This window comes from Paenibacillus ilasis, assembly GCF_043195395.1.
GTDB classification, from domain to species: Bacteria; Bacillota; Bacilli; order Paenibacillales; family Paenibacillaceae; genus Paenibacillus_AQ; species Paenibacillus_AQ lautus.
Genome location: NZ_JBHDJG010000004.1, coordinates 347,243 through 366,850, shown reverse-complemented (window position 1 = coordinate 366,850; position 19,608 = coordinate 347,243). Strand labels below are relative to the sequence as shown.

Annotated in this window: 18 protein-coding genes and 1 pseudogene; 6 read left to right on the top strand and 13 right to left on the bottom strand. The window is 51.9% G+C overall.

Going from position 1 to position 19,608, the window contains the following annotated elements:
- Positions 1-13 precede the first annotated feature (13 nt).
- The gene (locus ACETK5_RS29110) at positions 14-922 is read right to left on the bottom strand and encodes a carbohydrate ABC transporter permease (protein WP_071218756.1); all 909 of its coding nucleotides are present in this window, start codon (positions 920-922) and stop codon (positions 14-16) included.
- Positions 923-937: 15 nt separating this feature from the next.
- The gene (locus ACETK5_RS29105; RefSeq protein WP_100541074.1) at positions 938-1,909 is read right to left on the bottom strand and encodes an ABC transporter permease; all 972 of its coding nucleotides are present in this window, start codon (positions 1,907-1,909) and stop codon (positions 938-940) included.
- 421 nt (positions 1,910-2,330) lie between these two features.
- On the opposite strand from ACETK5_RS29105, the gene ACETK5_RS29100 reads away from it, so the two are divergent.
- Complete coding sequence (locus ACETK5_RS29100; protein ID WP_100541075.1) at positions 2,331-3,395, top strand: glycoside hydrolase family 18 protein; 1,065 nt, start codon at positions 2,331-2,333, stop codon at positions 3,393-3,395.
- A 433-nt stretch (positions 3,396-3,828) separates the two neighbouring features.
- Here ACETK5_RS29100 and ACETK5_RS29095 read toward each other — a convergent pair whose 3' ends face one another.
- Both ACETK5_RS29095 and ACETK5_RS29090 read right to left on the bottom strand, forming a co-directional pair.
- Positions 3,829-4,047 (bottom strand): DUF378 domain-containing protein, encoded by a 219-nt coding sequence (locus ACETK5_RS29095; RefSeq protein ID WP_100541076.1) that lies wholly within the window; start codon positions 4,045-4,047, stop codon positions 3,829-3,831.
- A 164-nt stretch (positions 4,048-4,211) separates the two neighbouring features.
- A complete protein-coding gene (locus ACETK5_RS29090; RefSeq protein WP_100541077.1) occupies positions 4,212-5,108 on the bottom strand; it encodes a LysR family transcriptional regulator in 897 nt (298 codons plus the stop codon).
- A gap of 159 nt (positions 5,109-5,267) precedes the next feature.
- Between ACETK5_RS29090 and ACETK5_RS29085 the strand changes: the two genes are divergently transcribed.
- Together ACETK5_RS29085 and ACETK5_RS29080 are read left to right on the top strand one after the other, a co-directional pair.
- Entirely contained in the window at positions 5,268-6,311 is a 1,044-nt protein-coding gene (locus ACETK5_RS29085) for a YeiH family protein (protein WP_326111060.1), read from the top strand.
- 307 nt (positions 6,312-6,618) lie between these two features.
- Positions 6,619-8,088, top strand: coding sequence for an alpha-amylase (locus tag ACETK5_RS29080; RefSeq protein ID WP_326111061.1), 1,470 nt, complete (start codon positions 6,619-6,621; stop codon positions 8,086-8,088).
- Between the two features lie 128 nt (positions 8,089-8,216).
- On the opposite strand, the gene ACETK5_RS29075 is transcribed toward ACETK5_RS29080, so the two are convergent.
- Entirely contained in the window at positions 8,217-9,116 is a 900-nt protein-coding gene (locus ACETK5_RS29075) for an ABC transporter permease subunit (RefSeq protein WP_100541080.1), read from the bottom strand.
- A gap of 19 nt (positions 9,117-9,135) precedes the next feature.
- Positions 9,136-10,044 carry an ABC transporter permease subunit gene (locus tag ACETK5_RS29070; RefSeq protein ID WP_100541081.1) on the bottom strand — a complete coding sequence of 303 codons (909 nt, stop codon included), beginning with the start codon at positions 10,042-10,044 and terminating at the stop codon, positions 9,136-9,138.
- A gap of 266 nt (positions 10,045-10,310) precedes the next feature.
- Here ACETK5_RS29070 and ACETK5_RS29065 point away from each other — a divergent pair, with 266 nt between their 5' ends.
- Positions 10,311-10,787 (top strand): glutathione peroxidase, encoded by a 477-nt coding sequence (locus tag ACETK5_RS29065; RefSeq protein WP_009592987.1) that lies wholly within the window; start codon positions 10,311-10,313, stop codon positions 10,785-10,787.
- Positions 10,788-10,963: 176 nt separating this feature from the next.
- On the opposite strand, the gene ACETK5_RS29060 is transcribed toward ACETK5_RS29065, so the two are convergent.
- Positions 10,964-12,937: a glycoside hydrolase family 127 protein gene (locus ACETK5_RS29060; RefSeq protein ID WP_326111063.1), complete on the bottom strand. Its 1,974-nt coding sequence runs from the start codon at positions 12,935-12,937 to the stop codon at positions 10,964-10,966.
- A gap of 138 nt (positions 12,938-13,075) precedes the next feature.
- Here ACETK5_RS29060 and ACETK5_RS29055 point away from each other — a divergent pair, with 138 nt between their 5' ends.
- Positions 13,076-13,900 (top strand): helix-turn-helix transcriptional regulator, encoded by an 825-nt coding sequence (locus ACETK5_RS29055; protein ID WP_100541083.1) that lies wholly within the window; start codon positions 13,076-13,078, stop codon positions 13,898-13,900.
- A 170-nt stretch (positions 13,901-14,070) separates the two neighbouring features.
- On the opposite strand, the gene ACETK5_RS29050 is transcribed toward ACETK5_RS29055, so the two are convergent.
- The 4 genes from ACETK5_RS29050 to ACETK5_RS29035 form a co-directional block, all read right to left on the bottom strand.
- Positions 14,071-14,472, bottom strand: coding sequence for a VOC family protein (locus ACETK5_RS29050; protein WP_326111064.1), 402 nt, complete (start codon positions 14,470-14,472; stop codon positions 14,071-14,073).
- A 28-nt stretch (positions 14,473-14,500) separates the two neighbouring features.
- A complete protein-coding gene (locus ACETK5_RS29045; protein ID WP_100541085.1) occupies positions 14,501-14,998 on the bottom strand; it encodes an SRPBCC family protein in 498 nt (165 codons plus the stop codon).
- Between the two features lie 85 nt (positions 14,999-15,083).
- The gene (locus tag ACETK5_RS29040; RefSeq protein ID WP_100541086.1) at positions 15,084-15,428 is read right to left on the bottom strand and encodes an ArsR/SmtB family transcription factor; all 345 of its coding nucleotides are present in this window, start codon (positions 15,426-15,428) and stop codon (positions 15,084-15,086) included.
- A gap of 154 nt (positions 15,429-15,582) precedes the next feature.
- Entirely contained in the window at positions 15,583-16,323 is a 741-nt protein-coding gene (locus ACETK5_RS29035; protein WP_326111065.1) for an HAD family hydrolase, read from the bottom strand.
- A gap of 201 nt (positions 16,324-16,524) precedes the next feature.
- Between ACETK5_RS29035 and ACETK5_RS29030 the strand changes: the two genes are divergently transcribed.
- Positions 16,525-17,409 carry a class I SAM-dependent methyltransferase gene (locus tag ACETK5_RS29030; RefSeq protein ID WP_100541359.1) on the top strand — a complete coding sequence of 295 codons (885 nt, stop codon included), beginning with the start codon at positions 16,525-16,527 and terminating at the stop codon, positions 17,407-17,409.
- Between the two features lie 306 nt (positions 17,410-17,715).
- Here ACETK5_RS29030 and ACETK5_RS29025 read toward each other — a convergent pair.
- A pseudogene (locus tag ACETK5_RS29025) lies at positions 17,716-17,914 on the bottom strand (glycerate kinase); the annotation flags it as partial.
- Positions 17,915-17,933: 19 nt separating this feature from the next.
- On the bottom strand, positions 17,934-19,472 hold the full coding sequence (locus ACETK5_RS29020; protein WP_394059380.1) for a solute symporter family protein: 1,539 nt from the start codon (positions 19,470-19,472) through the stop codon (positions 17,934-17,936).
- Positions 19,473-19,608: the final 136 nt, after the last annotated feature.

Here is a 19,608-nt window from a genome sequence, read left to right as displayed (position 1 = left end):
GTATGGTTTAAGATCAGCCCTTAACGGAACCAATCATAACACCCTGCACAAAGTAACGCTGAAGGAACGGATAAACCGCAATAACCGGAAGTGTCGCAACGATAATGACCGCATATTTGACCAGTGCGGCAATTTCCGCTTTGGAATTCATCGCTGCTGCGGATGAGGCGTCAATCGCCCCGCCGCCCTGTGCCGCCATCTCCTGAAGAACCAGGATTTGACGCAGGAAGAGCTGCAGCGGGTACTTCGCGGCATCGTTCAGATAAATCATGGCACTGAAATAACTGTTCCAATGTCCGACGCCGTAGAAAAGTGCCATGACGGCAATAATCGGCATCGAGAGCGGCAGTACGATTTTGATGAATAACCGGAAGTTCGTACAGCCGTCGATATGGGCCGCTTCCTGAAGCTCCTTCGGAATGGTCGATTGGAAGAACGTCCGGGACACAATGATATTCCATATGGACGCAGCTCCCGGCAGAATAAGCGCCCACATGCTGTTGACCATGCCAAGATCTTTAACGAGCAGGTAACTCGGAATCAGTCCCCCGCCGAAAAACATCGTAACCAGGAACACCGCCATAAAAAATCCTCTGCCTACAAAATCGGAGCGGCTTAGCGCATAGGCTGCAGGCAGCGTGACAATCAGATTCACGATCGTACCTATCACTGTATAAATAATCGTGTTCTTGTAGCCAATCCAAATGTTGGCATTCTCAAACACCCGGGCATATCCATCAAACGTGATCCCTTTCGGAATCAACCACATTTCACCTGAGCTTACGTACTTCGGATCACTGATGGAGGCGCTGACAATGTACAGCAGCGGGTACAGTACGATAATCAGTGCAATCGTCAGATAGATGTAGTTGCATAGCAGGAATAATTTATCCCCTTTGCTTTCCCTTACCGTGGATGACATATGTTATTCCCCCTTCTACCACAGGCTGTTTTCGCTGGTGCGACGAGCGATTTGGTTCACCGCAATCAGCAGAATCGCATTAATGACCGAATTGAACAATCCGACGGCGGTAGAGAAGCTGTACTGTGCGTCAACCAGACCGGAGCGATAAACAAAAGTCGAGATGACATCGGAAGAGCTCATATTCAGCGGGTTCTGCAGCAGCAGGATTTTCTCGAATCCGACGCCCAAAATGCTGCCCATGTTCAGAATCAACAGGATGGTGATCGTAGGTACAATCGCCGGAATGTTAATATGCAGAATGCGTTTGAATCGGCTCGCACCGTCCACGACGGCAGCTTCATGCAGCTGCGGATCGACACCCGACAATGCAGCCAGATAGATAATGGTACCCCAGCCCGCGCTCTGCCAGACGCCAGACAGCACGTACACAGTCTTAAACCAAGCGGGATCTGTCAGGAATTGCGGCGGCTGAAAGCCCAGCATTTCCACAAAATTTACGATCATGCCGGACGAAGGCGACAAGAAGGTAATGATCATACCGGACATAACCACGACGGAAATAAAATGCGGCGCATACGTGACGGTCTGTACCGTACGCTTGAAGAATGAATCCTTCACTTCGTTGAAGGCCAATGCCAGAATGATGGGCAGCGGAAATCCGATGGCCAGCTCATACAAGCTGATGCTGAGCGTATTCCAGAGCAAGTCCCAGAAGTAATAAGAGTTAAAGAAGCGTTCGAAGTGGTCGAATCCGACCCACGGACTTCCCGTTATTCCCAACGTCGGGATGAAGTTTTTGAAGGCGATTTGGATCCCGTACATCGGACCATAATGGAAAATGACAAAATACAGAAATGCCGGAGCTATAAACAAATACAGCTCCCAGTTTCGAATCATCCTCCTCCATAATGTATTTTTCTTACGATTCGGCATCGTGTTAACCGATAAGCTTTGCGACAGGGCGGATTGACCATCTTGCTGCATAGGTTGCCCCCTCCTTTTCTAATGAAAATCCGGCCATTTTGTTCGGAAAAGCACCCCTGTTTAATGTATAAGAAAGAGCCTTCCTGACCACTCCTCAGCGTGCGGCTTTCGCCCGCTTTATAAATGTTAACGCTTACATCCCAAGTGTATGGACCGCGGCACCATCCGTAAATATGTCATTTTCAATGGTCTACTCGAAATGGCTCTATGCATTGATATGACGGGCTTTTCACGCCCTTCCCACTCTTGTCATTGTCGTTTTCGGGTAAGAAAACATGTGGTTTTTGACCCCGTTTCCTACGGTAAATTGTCATCTAGACTATTGGGATGATCCTTGACAGATGTCAAATCTGACCGTAAGTTGGAAAAATAAGCCGTAAAAGCAAAACTGACATATTCTAAAAGAAATGAGGTATTACGCATGCAGCCATCATCCTGGTTTTTAGCCGGCTACGCTGGACGCAAGATCTTATCCGAGATCACGGCCGAAGATGCCAAGCGGCTCACTCACTTGAACATCGCTTTCGCCCATATCCAAGAAGACAAGATTACGTATACCGATACGAACACCATTCACGAGATCCAACGCCTGAAATCCATCAATCCCGAATTAACCATACTATTGTCTGTTGGCGGCTGGGGCTCCGACGGATTCTCGAAAGCTGCAGCTACTCCGGAAGGAAGAGAAAGCGTATGTGAATCGGCGATCAAGCTGCTGCAAGAGTTTCCATTCGACGGCATTGACCTGGATTGGGAGTATCCATGCTACTCGATCGCCGGAACGGCGGCATCGCCAAGCGACAAGGAGAACTTCACGCTGCTGCTGAAGGAGCTCCGGGAAACGCTGGATCAATACGGACGGGGCAAGAAGCACTATCTGTTGACCATCGCGGCCGGAGCCGATCAATATTATATCGATGGCACCGAAATAGGCGACATCCACCCCTATCTCGACTTCATTCAGCTGATGACGTACGACATGCGCGGCAATTTCCAGACGCTGACGGGCCACCACACCAACCTGTACACCTCCACCGGCGATCTGTTCCGAATCAGCGTTGATGCTTCCGTCCGTTTGTTTACCCTAGCCGGTGTGCCGCCCGAAAAAATCGTGATCGGCGCCGCATTCTACTCCAGGAAATGGAAGGATGTGCCGGATGTGAACAACGGCTACCTCCAGCTCGCTCCATCCTCCGGTGGTTATGGCCCTACCTATACTCAGCTCGCTGCCGAATATCTCAATAAACCTTCATATAAGCGGTACTGGGACGACGAAGCCAAAGCGCCTTATTTATTCGACGGCAGCAGCTTCATCACTTACGATGATGCCGAGTCCCTGACTCATAAATGCAAATACATACAGGAGCAGGGACTGGCCGGCATCATGTTCTGGGAATACAGCTGTGATGCGACGCACAGCCTGGTGGATGCCATGTACAAAGCATTCCGCGCTCCTAAACAGAGCGGGAACCTGCCTGAGTCGTAACAGCCTCACTCCCCTCCATCATCTCTCTTTATCTAGCTAATCGTTCCGGACTCTTTCCTAATGGTGAAGGAGTCCTTTTTCACTGCTCACGCAAAAAAGAGGCTGACGACAGGTGACGTGTTATGTTATCTGTCATATCATTAACTTCTGATGCTTGCGCTGCAATGGCTTGGCTTTATTTTATGAGTTCCTTCCGAACTCCGTAAATATGTCGTTTTTATCTTTAACTATAGAGCATGCAAAGCCTTATAAACACTGGAAATTTCATACTGTATATGTTGATCTTGCACCTTACATGAGAGTTCCAACTCACCGACAATCTTGGAATTTGACAGAAAAAAAGCCGTTCCCGAATACGGAACGGCTTTTTTTCATCTATGAGAGTATGGATTTTTCTCTTTACTTATGTCATTTATATGTCATTAAATGTAACTTATCTGGCTGTATTTCGATCGTCATTCGTAACATCACCAAAGAAGCGGATCGAGTACAATGCACACAGACCGACAATCGTATAGATAATGCGGGAACCTACGGAGCTCTGTCCTCCAAATAATGCAGCTACCAGGTCGTACTGAAACAGGCCGACCAAAAGCCAGTTAATGCCCCCGATAATCAATAACAGCAAAGCAATTGTATTAAATGTTCTCATCGTTTAACCCCCCTTACGTCCGATTTTCACATCATTCGTTACATGGTTTGTTTTTCTAGGATTTTAGTATCTATTTTTAACCAATTATTGCGTTTGTAATCATGTCCGAATAAAAAAACATCCCCTTAATGGGGATGCTCTTGCACCGAGATCATTCTCTCTCTTTAGACTTCTTTGGGGAAACCGCGTTTATGGTGCAAAAGCTCGAGAAATACCTCAACGGCCTTGGTATGATAAGGTGTCCTCTGTGTAATCCAGGAGAACTGCCGGGCCACCGGCTTGCCGTTCGGTACCAGCATATGCAGCGTCCCAAGCTGAACCTCCTTGCGCACCGCCCATCGAGACAGCAGCGTTACGCCAAGGCCTGCCTCCACGGATTCCTTGATCAGCTGGGTGCTTCCGAACTCCACGATATGCTGAGGGTGAATATGATACCGTGAGAACATCCGCTCCGTTGCCTCGCGGGTGCCTGATCCGGCTTCCCTGACAATCCAGGTCTCATTCGCAAGCTCGGACAGCGGCAGCTCCTGGAGATGGTCATACCGCCCGTCTCGGGGAACCATCACCACCATGTCATCCTCTGCAAAAGCTTCGATATGCAGCTTCTCATCCTGATAATCCCCCTCCACGATCCCGATATCCGCCTCATGGCGCAATATCATCTCCGCCACCTCCGTGGTGTTCCCGATCGTGATCGATGGGCGGATCAAGGGATAATGCTCCCTCATATAAGCGATCATATGCGGCAGCATATATTCCCCGAAGGTGTAGCTGGAGCCAATAGACAGATTGCCGCTTGCCCGATGCATCAAATCGTCCACAAGCGTGTTCATGCGGGTGTACAGACCCAGAATGTCCTTCGCATGATGATACACAATCTCACCGGCTTTCGTCAGCCGGACATATTTATTGGTTCTCTCCAGCAGCTTGGTGCCGACGGACCGCTCGAGCGCTTGGATATATTGACTTACCGCGGGCTGTGTCATCAGCAGCTCCTCGGCTGCACGGGTAAAATTCCCCTTCTCTACCACCGTAACGAATACCTCCAATGGTTGATCCACGCTTTTGGCCTCCTTCGTTCGCAATATTCACGAATGGTTAAGAGTTATATTATCATAACTTTTTACTTATGATGATCATCATAATGATTTATTTTTCTTATCCAATGGAATGAGCTACGATGGGATCATACCAACCGAACGAATCGGAGGTTACATCTTATGACAGAGCCAGCCTATTCCAATTCACAAGAACACGTCCATCGCCTGATCCGATGGACACAGCATACGCTGCCCGCCGCCGCAGGCGGCATTGCCTTTACCTTTGTCATCGCCCTTATCGGTTACGTATTAGCAAGCGTGCCGGGCCTTGGCTACCTTGGCCAGCTCGCCTGGGCGATTCTCATTGCCGCGTTATACCGGCAGCTGCGCGGTTACCCGGAGAGACTGCGCATTGGAATCCAATTCACGGCCAAACGGCTGCTTCGCCTAGCGATCATTCTATATGGCTTAAAGCTGAATATCGGCATCGTGTTCCTGCAAGGCCTCGGTTTAATGATGAGGGATGTAATCAGCGTCGTATTTGCCATCGCTCTTACCCTGCTGATTGCCAAATGGCTGAAGGCCGATATGTCCCTATCCCTCCTGCTCGGCATTGGAACCGGTGTATGCGGTGCGGCGGCCATTGCTGCCGTGTCCCCGATCCTCAAGGCAAAGGAGAAGGACACTGCGCTTGGGGCAGGGCTGATTGCCTTTCTTGGAACCATTGTTGCTATCGGTTATACCGTCGTTCAGCCGCTGCTTCCCTTAACAGACACCCAATACGGCGTGTGGTCGGGCGTAAGTCTTCATGAAATCGCCCATGTGGCACTCGCAGCCGCTCCGGCAGGGGAGGACGCCCTTGCGATTAGCCTGCTTGCCAAGCTGGGACGCGTATTTCTGCTCGTACCGCTCAGTATTGCGCTCATGGTCTGGATGAAGCGTACCGGGCGCTTACAGAGTCAAACACGGATGGAGTTTCCCTGGTTTCTGCTGGGCTTCATGGCAGCGAGTGTACTGGGAAGCTGGGAATTTACCGGACAACCGATCATTCCCCTGCCGATCAAGGATTGGATTTCTCAGGCGGCCTCCTTCATTCTTGCCATGGCCATGGTCGGACTTGGCCTGAATGTCCACTTGAAGGATGTACGCGGTGCCTGGCGTCCGCTGCTGGCCATGTCCATCACCACCGTGCTGCTGATCCTGCTTACTTATGCCATGGCATAAACAAGCGGGATGCGCGGTCGGTATTGTATCAACAGAAAACCATCCCCTGCGTCGGATTCCCCGGCTGGGGATGGTTGTTTGTGATGAAAACCGATGCCCCATTCCTATCCTCTAACGCTGGACCCAAGCTATTTTAGGATGGCTGCCAATACGACAATCCCTGTCTTTTTCTTTCCATTTTAGGGTAAAACTAAATGTATGCGGTCCACCCATTCCAGGTGGAAGGTTTAGCTCCCCTGCTTTCTTGGGTATTTGAGCTTAGTATGCAGTAAATATGCAGAGCTATCATGATAGAGGAGATGGAAGTATGCAACGAAATCATACGATTATGCAATTCTTCGAATGGCATGTTGCAGCCGATGGCTCGCACTGGAACCGACTCAAGAACGCAGCCCCCGAGCTGAGCAAGGCTGGGATCGATGCGGTATGGATTCCTCCGGTGACAAAAGCATCGTCCGCCGAGGATAATGGTTATAGCGTATACGACCTGTATGATCTGGGAGAGTTCGATCAGAAGGGAACGGTTCGCACGAAGTATGGTACCAAGCAGGAATTGATCGATGCCATCGCGACCTGCCACAAGAACGGAATTGCCGTCTATGTGGATCTGGTCATGAACCATAAGGCGGGTGCTGATGAAACCGAGCGGTTTCGGGTTGTGCAGGTCGACGAGATGGATCGGACCAAGGATATATCCAAGCCATTCGAGATTGAAGGCTGGACCAAGTTCACCTTCCCTGGCCGAGGGGATCAATACTCCTCGTTCCTATGGAATTTCACTCATTTTAACGGTACCGATTACGACGATTTCAGCAAACGTTCCGGCATTTACCGGATCGTCGGCGAGAATAAATCATGGAGTGATAACGTTGACAATGAATTCGGCAATTACGACTACCTGATGTTTGCCAACATTGATTACAGTCATCCGGATGTACGCAAGGAAATGGTTGCTTGGGGCAAGTGGCTGGTGGATACGCTGCAATGCAGCGGATTCCGGCTGGATGCGATCAAGCATATTAACCATGACTTCATTAAAGAATTTGCCACCGCCATGAAGAAAAAGCGCGGAGATGATTTTTACATCGTGGGCGAGTTTTGGAATCCCGAGCTTCAAGACTGTCGAAACTTTCTGGATACGGTAGATTACAAGATCGATCTGTTTGACGTGTCTCTTCACTATAAACTGCAAGCCGCTTCCAAAGCCGGCCGTTCCTTTGATCTGCGGACGATCTTCGACGATACGCTCGTGCAATCACACCCGATGAATGCCGTCACGTTTGTGGACAATCACGACTCGCAGCCGCAGGAATCGCTGGAATCCTGGGTGGAGGATTGGTTCAAGCAGAGCGCTTATGCGTTGATCCTGCTGCGAAAGGACGGTTATCCTTCCGTCTTCTATGGCGATTATTACGGAATCGGCGGCGAGAAACCCATTCCCGGCAAAAGGGAGGCGATCGACCCGCTGCTGTATGCCAGAGCGAATCGGGCGTATGGCGAGCAGGATGATTATTTTGACCATCCGAATACGATAGGCTGGGTTCGCCGCGGCATCCCGGAAATCGAATGTTCCGGCTGCGCGGTGGTCATTACCAATGGCGAAGCCGGCGATAAGCGGATGTTTGTCGGCGAGCATCGAGCCGGAGAGGTATGGGTGGATCTGACCCGTACCCGGAAGGATCGCATTACGATCGGCAAGGATGGTTTCGCTCTTTTTCCGGTGAACGGCGGCAGCGTGTCCGTCTGGGCACACCCGGATATTCCCGTAGAAGCGTAAACAGCGGCATTTTACATGAACAAAAAAAGGCCGGAAGGATCGGTTTCGCCAGGCACTCCTAATGTGTAGGAAAACACCTGCGAAAGCCCTCATCCTTCCGGTTTTTCGCGTTAATGGACACGCATCGATCAGCCTTTAACCTGATAACGGCGGCGCAGACCCTCGCCTAACAGGTTAAACGTGATGATCAGCAGCATCATGGCAAATGCCGGATAGACCACGAATTGGAACTTCCCTAGCCAGATCTCCGCCCGATGCTTGGACAGAATCGTGGCCCAGTTATACCCGGTCTCCACGAATTCCATGACATAATAGTTAACTTCCTTCCACTCATGACCAAGGAAGATGTTCACGATCGCAAGCTGGCCAAGCAGGAGCATGACCTTTCCCATATCCAAACAGAAGTTGACGATCACTTCGGGGAACATGACCGGGATATAGTAATTCTTCGTCAACGTCCTCGTGCGAAGACCTAACGCGGTTCCGGCCTCCATATAAGGCTCGCTTGCCATCTTGTGGGCCTGCTGCTGAATCGTGATGGCCACTCGCCCGGCCTCGACGCTGGCCAGAATCAGAATGGCCCAGCCCATCCGCTGCTGAGAGAAGAGAAAGAACGGAAGCGCAAGCAGCAGGGCCGAGGCAAAGACCGGCGGCAAATAGGAGCACAACTGGTTCCAAAAGGTGATGAGCCGGTGGGTGAACCCCTTTTTCTTGCGGGCAATCAATCCCAGGGGCACCCCGATCGCATATCGGACAGCCGTAATCGCGAGCACCAGCAGGATCGTATCCTTGGCGGTCACAACCAGCTTGCTCAGGTTATCGACCCCCCTCTTATCCGATCCAAGCCAGTTCTTTGAGGAAGGCTTATAGGGCGGAAGGGTCAGCTTCTGCTTCCCGTCCTTCATCACCCATCTGGAGGGTTCATTCTTCAAATCCTTATCGATGAAGGGCATGTAAGGCCCCGCCAGCATAACGAAAACGAAGAAAGCAAGCAAAATACCGCCTATCCATAATGGAAAGTTCTTCAAGACGACTCACCTCGTATCTTTATCGTGGATCAAAGTACTTGCGTGCCGAATGACTGATCCATTGGACGATCATGAACAGCACCATGAAGGAAAATGCGATATAAATAATGACACCCGGTTCATAATTGCCGCCAGTGCCGCTGAACGTATTAAAATCCAGTGCCAGAAACAATCTCCACGCCGCCCCTGGATAGTTGCGGTAATATTCCACCACGAGCAGGTTGGACAAGATGAAGACAAGCAGGCCCGGAAGATGGGTCAGGATGGTCGCGATGCCGTTGCGCAGCATATGTTTGTAGACAACCTTTCGGTCGCTCAGCCCTTTGGCTTTAGCCAGCAGTATGTACATCTTGCCTTCCTGTGCAAGCAGCGAGGCCGACGTGATTCGGGCAATGAAGAAAATCGGGTAAATCGAGACAAGCAGCGAAGGCAGCACGAAGGCCTCCCAGCCGTCAACCGCAAAATAACGGATAGCCGGAACATGCCTAACGAGCACCCACTGCGCGATCAGCATCAGAAAAAAATCCGGAATGGACTGGAACAGCCATGTCGTCCAGTGCCCCAGCACGCTGAATTTGGTCTTGGACAATTTGTAGTCCAGGACTCCCTTCAGAATGCCAAACACGAATCCTATGAGTAAAGCGGATACAATAACGAGCAGGCTTTTGCCGACGGCTCCGAAAGCGGCCGCTTCCGAGGACTGGCCGATATACCGCGTTTCTCCCAGCGTCCCGTTCTGAATGGCATTTGCAAAATAATCGCGAATATACGTAACATACTCACCCAGATCAAAGGAATAGTTTGCCACCACTAAATAGCCGTCCACCGACAGATTCAAATCCCTCGGCACCAGGACGATGAGGACGATGAACATAAAAGCCAGCAGGCTGGTCACCGTCGTTTTGAGCATTTGCGTTTTTAATCTCATACCGTCCTCCCACACATGATTTCAGCAGTACCCCTCTTGGTTCATTCGATTAAGAACTTATTCTACTACTATCATACATCTCCTGAATAAGTCCAGATGAAAATACAAAATTTTACTTTTGATATTTCCGCATCAGGTATTGAAATTCATATATGGCCATGTACCTGCACTCATAAACCCTGGATGTCGCCCTATCAAATTGCAATCCGCCGTAAAAGGATATACTCTGAACGTAATACATCTCATTGGAGGAGGTTTCTACGGCGATGTCGATCTATGAATATGAAGTAAAAACGATACGCGGCGAATCCCAAACGTTGGAATCTTATAAAGGCGATGTCATGCTGATCGTCAATACGGCGACCAAATGCGGCTTTGCCCCTCAATTCGACGGTCTGGAGAAGCTGCACCAAACCTACCGCGACCAGGGATTGGCCGTTCTCGGCTTCCCCAGCAGCCAATTCATGAATCAAGAGCTGGAGGAGGATGCCGCGATCGAAGAGGCCTGCAAGCTCAATCACGGCGTAACATTTCCGCTGTTTTCCAAGATTGATGTGAACGGCACGAACGCTCATCCGCTTTACAAATATCTGACCAGCGAAGCCCCCGGCGCACTGGGCATCAAGGCGATCAAATGGAACTTCACCAAGTTTCTGGTGGACCGCAGCGGCAAGGTGATCAAACGCTTTGCGCCGACGGATACTCCAGAGAAGATGGAAGAGGATATCAAGAAGCTGTTATAAAAGCAGCTTAACACACATCCCATATCCTTTTCGGCTAAAAAAGGGCTTGCCCGAGGTCCATCGACCTTGGGCAAGCCCTTCATGTTATGCGGTTCGGCAGTCAAGCTTTGCCATTGCATCCTTTGTATGCTGGCTGCTCTGCCAACTCCCTATTCGGGGAGCAGACTGTACGATCTTCATACCGTGTGCGGCAGCTCGCGCACCCAGACGGCCATTTCATTCTCACCGCGGTTGCCCCATAAATAGTACGGAATGGCCTTTAATGCCGCGGGAAGCACCTTTTTCGGAGAGGAACGATACAGCTCATCACCCCAATCATCAGACTCTTCAAGCCATCCATCCCCTTCAATGACAACGGCCCCGCCGAGAAGATTCGGATCGAATCGCGAATGAAGCTTTGGATCGCCTGCGAGTGACAGCGAGGATACCGGCGCTCCATGATCGACGCTCTCCAGGCAGTATACGAGCGGCCCGCGCTGAATCGCGGCCTTGCCGGCATTCCCCCGAATGTGGGGATTGGCTCTTACTTGATGGATCTCCATGGAGAAAACCAGTTCCACGGTGTCTCCCGGTGCCCACACTCTCTTCACGTAGGCATAACCGTCTTGGGTAATATCCTCCACGATCACCTCTTGCCCGTTCACCCGCATAATGGCTTTGCCGCGCGACCAGTCCGGAATACGGAGAGCGACGGTCCACTCGGCTGCCTGCTCAGGCTCAATCGTAAGCGTAACATTCCCGTCCCATGGCAGCGCGCTGGTCTGGGTTACCTTCACCGGCACGTCCCCGAACCGGATCTCCGATTCACCGCCGATATACAAATGGGTATACAGCGTATCGTCATTCATCGTATACACGTATTCACCCAGCGACGACAGCAGTCTCGCCACGTTCGGCGGGCAGCAAGCGCAGGCGAACCATCCCGGCCGAACCGGCTTCACATGGAACTTGCCCGGATTATGACGGCAGGCTGTAGGCCATACCTCAAGCGGATTCACATAGAAGAAATGCCGTCCGTCCTGAGCCATGCTGCCAATGACCGTGTTGAACAGCGCACGCTCCATCACGTCCGCATACTCCGATTTGGGTGACAACTGCAGCATACGCTGGGCAAAAAAGATCAACCCGATGGATGCGCAGGTCTCGGAATATACGGTATCGTTCGGCAGATCGTAATCCGTCGTAAACGCCTCGCCATGATGAGTGGAGCCGATCCCACCGGTAATATACATCTGTTTATGGACCATGTTGCGCCACAAGTTATTGCAAGCCTCAAGCAGAGCCGGGTCCTTCGTTCTGGCGGCCAGATCCGCCATCGCCGTGTACATATATACGGCCCGGACCGAATGCCCGACCGCCTCCTTCTGTTCCCTGACCGGCAGGTGGCTCTGATGATAAGCCAAATGCGGTGCGTTCAGTACCGAGCGATAGAAGGATTTCTTCCCTCGCTGTTCCCACTCCTGAAGGAAGAAGTGGGGTTCTGTCCCACGCTCATCTATGAAATACTGACTCAGACTCAAATATCTCGGCTCTTGGGTTACCTCATACAATTTGACAAGTGCCAGCTCAATCTCCTGATGGCCGTCAAACCCATGGATTTTCCCATCCTCGGGTCCAAAGACGGTATCGATGTAATCCGCCAAGCGGCACACCACATCCAGCAGCTTCCGCTTGCCCGTCGCCCGGTAATGCGCAACTCCGGCTTCTATCATGTGGCCGGCGCAGTACAGCTCATGGCAATCCGTCAGATTGGTCCAGCGCTTCTCCGGCTCCTTTACCGTAAAATACGTATTCAGATAGCCATCCGGCTGCTGGGCAGCGGCCACAAGATCGATCAGCTCATCCACCTGCTCCTCCAGCTTCGGATCCGGATGAATGGCAAGCGAATACGCCGCAGCCTCAAGCCATTTCGCGACATCGCTGTCCTGAAACACCATACCGCCAAACTCCCCCTCGTCCCTGCCGGCAGCAATTCGAAAATTGGACACGCCATAACTCGACTCCACGCCCGGAATTCGATCATGGAGGGCTTCATATTGGTATGGGATTACCACTTCCCTTACCAGCTCTATGTAACGGGACCAGAAAGGATCCGTCAGTTTCACTTGCTTAAGGGGGACGGCAGCTGAACGCGAAGTAAGAGTTATCATCTTGGATACACACTCCTTTTGGAATTCGATAGGATAAAGCCTCGACACTTCCCATTCTACGTTCTATGATAGGATGAAAACGATAACAGAATTGACCTAATTTCTTATACGATTTCACACTTCCCTGGAGGTGTCACTATGACGGAACGGAGTGTTCTTACCTTTCCTTCGCCGCCGCTCCCCTACTTCCTTGAATGCGGAAAAACGCATTATATGCCAGGCGAGTCGCATCCCAACCGGAGAAACCTTGGCGTCTTCGACCTTATCCTCGTTCAACGCGGCTGCTTGTTTCTGGGTGAGGAGGACATGCAGTGGGCACTGCGTGCCGGGGATATGGCCGTATTGATGCCGGACGCGCACCACTACGCTGTACAAGGGTGCCAGGAGGAAACCTCCTTTTATTGGCTGCATTTTCAGTCCGCGGTTTCGAGCACTGCCGATCATGAGTCGATCTCACACAATATCAAGCTGCCAAGACAAGGCCCTGTCCCTTATCCGGAGCAAGCCTATCATCTGTTCGATTCCCTGCACCTGCTGGCAACGGAACCGAGATCCACGGCATTTTGGCGGGAACAAACGCTGTTTATCGAGCTGCTGGAGCTGCTGGACCCGTCGAGATCGGATCAGGAACAATCGCGGGTACGTAAAATCGCGGAGCAGGTGGAGTCCTATATCAAAATGCATTACCGTGAGCCCATCAGCAACGCACGTTTATCGTCCGACCTCCATTTCCACTACAATTACCTGACACGCTGCATGAAAGAATCGCACGGCTTGACGCCAACGGAATACCTGCTGCAATACCGCCTGGACCAGGCGAAGCGGCTGCTGCTGACCACCCAGTGGTCCATGGCGCGTATTGCGGAGCATGTGGGATTTCAATATCCGCCCTATTTCTCGCGCCGCTTCTCCGCGCGTTTCGGCCTATCGCCGCTGCAATTCCGAAAGCAGTACACGGAATAAGAAGCCGTATGGGACCTCGGTCTGCGCCATTTGCAATATTCTGCCGTTCGGTTGACTTTAGGATCCGCGGTGCCTTGAACGCGGAGCAGTGGGCTAGCGATGCGTTATCAGCGCAAAAAGAGACGGATCCCTCGCGGGCCCGTCTCTCATGGATCGATGACGTAACGTTATTACGCTTCATTCGGCAGATTAAGCTGCCAGGATACGCCGAACTTGTCCGCGATCCAGCCGAATTTTTGGCTAAAGCCATAGTTGTCCAGCGGCATCATCGCACCTCCGCCATCCATTAATGCCCCGTACACCTTCTCGATCTCCGCTTCCGATTCGCAAGTCAGATAGATGGAGAAGGAAGGCGTGAACGTGAAATCATGCTTCACATTGCTGTCGATGCACATAAACGTTTGCCCCTTCAACGAAAAGGCGGCATGCATAACGCTTCCCTCGGCTCCAGGCTGATTGGGGCCATAACGGACAATGCTTGTAATTTCGGAATCCTCGATAATGGAAATGTAATGGTTCATGGCTTCTTCGGCATTACCTTGAAACATTAAAAACGGGGTAACGCTCTTCATGGCAAAACACTCTCCCTTGTTCATCAGATTAGGATGGGTAGTTTATCTTTCCTGTCTCAAGCAGCTGCTTCAGTCCCTCAAACATATAACCCCATCCATGTTCGGTCTGGGTATGATACTCCGTCAGCGCCTTCTCGATATCCTCCGCGGTCCAATCTTCCTCGTGAGGGACAACGATCTCTTGCGTGAATGTCATTTCGCATCCTGCGTCCACGGCTTTGAACTCGACCGTTATTTGGTCCACGGTTTCGCTGAACTGGGGCATCCTGAAGGTAAGCACCAGCTTGTGGGGCCGATCGATTACAAGATATTCCCCAATGGCCCGGTACTCCTTGCCTTCCCGAACGTCAACAATCTCCCAGGTTCCGCCTACCCGAGGATCATTACGGGCGATCTTGTTCGTCGTTTCCAGCGTAAACAACCATTTGCGCATCATGTCGGGGTTTAACCAGGCATCAAATACTCGTTCCGGCGCTACCTCAAACAAGCGTTTCATGACCAGCGTGGTTGTAGAGGCATTCTCCAATGTTAATCATCCTTCTCATATTCAAAGTGGTATTCCGTCTGTTTCCCTACGTTATCATCGTTGTCCAGTATGTCCAGCCGTATTCCTAATGCTCCTCCTTCTTCGCTTTGTTCAGCTCGCGTTCCAATACATCAAATTGCCGGGTCCAGAATCGTTCGTAGAATTGCAGCCATTCCAGCGCCCTGGACATGACGCCCGGATTGAGGCGACAGGTATGTGTCCGCCCCTGAATGGATCGATCCAGCAGGCCGGAGCGCTCCAGCACCTTGATATGCTTGGAGGCTGCCGCAAGCGACATGTCAAACGGCTCGGCCAGCTCGGATACGGTCATCTCCCGCGCAGCGATCATGCGCACCATCTCTCTTCGGGTCGGATCAGCCAGCGCGTGGAAGATGTGATCCAGTTGTTCTTCGTTATTTTGTTCAACCATATGGTTAACTATAATGAACGGAACTCAGAAAGTCAACCAATCGGTTGAATATTAAGCAGCAAAAAAGCCAAGCCCTCCATTTAAAGGGCCTGGCCACGATAATTCTTTAACTTAGTCCTGCTCCGGTAACACTTTACACTCGCCGCAGCATTTTTTATTCGATAACCTCATCAAGCAGCCGCTCCAGCTCGCCATAACTCGTCACGGTATGCTGTGGTTGATGCTCCGATTCCGGCCCTACGCTCCGGTGATTGAACCAAATCACATGCCAGCCCGCAGCCAGGGCGCCAACCACATCATTGCGCCATGAATCCCCGATGTAATAAGAGTCCTCCGGCACCGTTCCGGTCAACCGATTCACATGGTGGAAGATCCGCGGATCGGGCTTGTCCCAGCCCACCGCTCCGGATACGAATAGACGCTCCTCCGGTATGAGATCACCCAGCTGCATCGCTGCGATTTTGTTCATCTGGTGTTCTGCCGGACCATTGGTAATCAAGCCAACGACATGCCCGGTATCCGCCAATTTTTTAAGAAGCTCCCGGGCGCCTTCAAACATCGTGATGTTATACTGCCGGTCCAGATAGGTCTGCTGTACCGCCTCAGCCTCCTCGAGGGTCAGCTGTATGCCGAATTCGGCCAACGCGAATTGGAAACGACGCCTGCGCATATCTTCAACCGCTTCCCCGTAAGCAGCCGTGCCAGCCCCTCCGAGCTCTACGGACAGCTTGTCGCTGTAATAGCGCATCCGGTGATAGGCGGCTTCATAAGGAAACGCGCCATCAGGGCGGGCAACCTTCTGAACGGCATCGCGAAAAGGCGCCAGATGGTCATACAATGTATCATCCACATCGAAGAATATCCCCTTCGGTGATATTGGTGTCTTCATACGCATCCCTCTTCCTCATTCGATCTCTCTATTGTACCCGCATCGGCACTACCCGGGTCAAGCCTATCTGTTAATAAGTTCCTTTCCTATGATATGATGGCATTAAAGAGGCAGGATACATCAACTGGAGCATGCTACTTACCTACGGCAGCCAAGACCTCCAATTGTAATGCCCGATTATGTACCCGGATAAGGAGATGAATAATGATGACCAAGGATATGACCGAAGTGTGGAGTAAGGATTTCGTTCCCGAGGGTAACCGTGCCAGCAACGTGGATCGTTTCACCGGCTTTGAGGATACCTATGATCAGCATCGCCCCGAAGCTCCCCAGGAGGTTGTCGCCCTGCTGACAGGCTATTTAGAGCGCAAGCCTTCTCTCGTTGTCGACTTGGGATGCGGCACGGGACTGTCCTCGTTTGCATGGAAAGACGCAGCGGACCAAGTCATCGGCGTTGAGCCGAATGACGATATGCGGGGCAAGGCTATGGCCAAACTGCAATCGCTGCAGCAAGAGGGCGACGCCACTCACGGTGTGCAGCTTGCCGACATCAAGTTCGTCTCCGGCTACTCGAACCAGTTAGCGCTCCCGGATCAGTCAGCGGACATCATCACCTGTTCCCAGTCCTTTCACTGGATGGACCCGGCCAGCACGTTGAAGGAGGTTTCCCGCGTTCTGCGTGAGGAAGGGATATTCGCGGTATATGATTGCGATTGGCCGCCGAGCCTGACCTGGAAGGTCGAGCAAGCATACCAAGAGCTGATTGAACGGGCAGAGGCTATCATCGACCGCCATGTGGAGACACAGGAGAAGGCTTATAAAGGGAATAAGAACGAGCATCTGAAGCATATCCGGGAGAGCGGGGTATTCCGGTTCTCCAAAGAGATCGTATTCCATCATATGGAGCCGTTCACCGCCGAACGTTATACCGGCCTTGCCGTCAGTCAAGGCGGTATCCAGACCGTGTTCAAGCTGAAACAAACCGAATTGAACGATAAAATCGCACAGTTCCATGCCCTGGTCGAGGAGCACTTCCAAGGGCGGACTCTTCCCGTGATGCTCAGCTACCGCATGCGGCTTGGCATTAAATAAAGCAAGAAGCATCGAAAGGGATAATCCCGAAGTCCTCGCGCATCCTGCGGGGGAAGGGATATGAAGTATAACCGGCGTGGCTGAGAGGTTTGAGGTTCACCGAACCAACTCAGCGCGCCTTTTTCGTTAGCGAATAGCTCAGCCCTTCCCGCATCTACTCCCTATTAAGAATGATTACTTGCACAAGGAAATCATGAGACGGACGATATGCTCCGACGTTCTCTCCACGTTTAGCTGTCCGTTGTCCAGCGCCTCCGCTAGCGTAACAGCGCCTGGCACGATGCCAAAAATAGCGTCTATCCCTTGATCAACCAGGGACTGCATCGTACCCTCACCGCCGTCCGCCATGGGCACATGGATACAGGTCGCCTTCGGATTTCCCTTCTTACATGCCGCGTTCCATCGCCTCACAGACTTCTTTGGCGGTCATGCTCTCCTTAAATGATTCGGGCGTGAGTACAATTACACAATCCTGCTTCAGCGTTATCCCCTGCCTCTCCTTCATCATTCTTCTGTAGGAAACGTTATCCCGGCTCGCGGGTATGAATCTCATCCGGGGCCATATGGGCAATGGCCTGCATCGTCTCAAACTGGCCTCTGGAGCCGACTTTGCCGGATAGCAGAGTACCGAGGATGCCGCCCGCGAAACCAATTGGAATGGATACGATGCCCGGATGCTTGAGCGGGAAGATCGCTTCCGCCCGGATCCAGCCGGCCCCGGGATCCATTACGTTAGGCCCCACGGCCATGAGCAGTAAGGAAGATATCAATCCGGCCGCAATGCTCGACATGGCCCCATACGTATTAAATCTCCGCCAAAATAGCGTGAACAGCAGCACCGGCAGGTTAGCCGAGGCAGCAACCGCGAACGCAAACGAAACGAGGAACGCCACGTTCAGCTTCTGCGCGCCGAGTGCGAGCACAATCGAAGCGGTGCCAACCACGATGGCCGAAAGCTTGGCCACTCTCATCTGCTGTGCCTCGGTCGCCCGTCCCCTGCGGAAAATGCTGCTATAGACGTCATGAGCAAATGCGGAGGATGCCGTCAGCACAAGCCCGGAGATCACGGCCAATATGGTTGCGAAGGCAACAGCCGATACAAAGGCCATTAAGAATTCGCCACCCAAAGCGCTTGCGAGCAGCGGCGCCGCCAGCTCAACACGCTCCGACAAAACGGACCAATCGACGAAGGCAGCCGCACCAAATCCAAGAAAAATGGTCATGGCATAAAAGATGCCGATCGTAAACGTTGCCGTTTTTACCGAAGAACGAACCGTACGCGGGTCTCTTACCGTGTAGAAGCGCGCAATAATATGCGGAAGGCCCGCTGTCCCCAACACCAGCGCCATATTAAACGACAGCATGTCCAGCGGGTGGTCGAACATATTTCCCGCCATCAGAAACCGCTCCTGCAATGGGGTCGCCCGCTTCATGGATTCGAATAAGCCAAGCAGATTCCAATCGAACCTTGCCAGCACGATGAGACTCACGATAAAAGTGCTGCTGACCAACAATATGGACTTGACGATCTGCACCCAGGAAGTCGCGAGCATGCCGCCGAACGTGACGTAGACGGTCATTAAACCTCCGACCAGCACGATGGCGAGCGACGTTTCCAGCCCGAACAGCAAATGGACGAGCCACCCCGCACCGACGAGTTGGGCAATCATGTAGAAGACAGTGATCATCATGTTGTTGACGGCGATGCATCCGCGCAGCCGTTTCTCGCTGAACCGGACCGCCACCGCATCCGCCATCGTATACCTGCCCAGGTTATGAAGCGGCTCGGCGATGATGTACTGCACGATCACATAGGAGGCAAGGAAGCCGATCGAATAGAAAAAGCCGTCGAAGCCGTACACCGCAATGGATCCCGCGATGCCAAGGAAGGACGCCGCGCTCATATAGTCACCGGAAATGGCCAAGCCGTTTTGCAGCCCGCTCAGGCGATTGCCCGCTGCATAGAAATCATTCGTGCTTGTTGTTCGCTTGGCGGCATAATACGTAATCATTAACGTGCCGACCACAATCGCCAGAAAAAAAACGATGCCGGATATGTTCATGTGGCGTGAATGCCTCCTTCCGCCTCAGCCTGAAAGCCTGTTATTCCTTTATTTTACGATAAAATGACAAAAAAAGGGCGGTCCCCTGCGCCGCTAAGCAGCTGGATACACCCTTTTTGGTCAAAGAATTAGATCC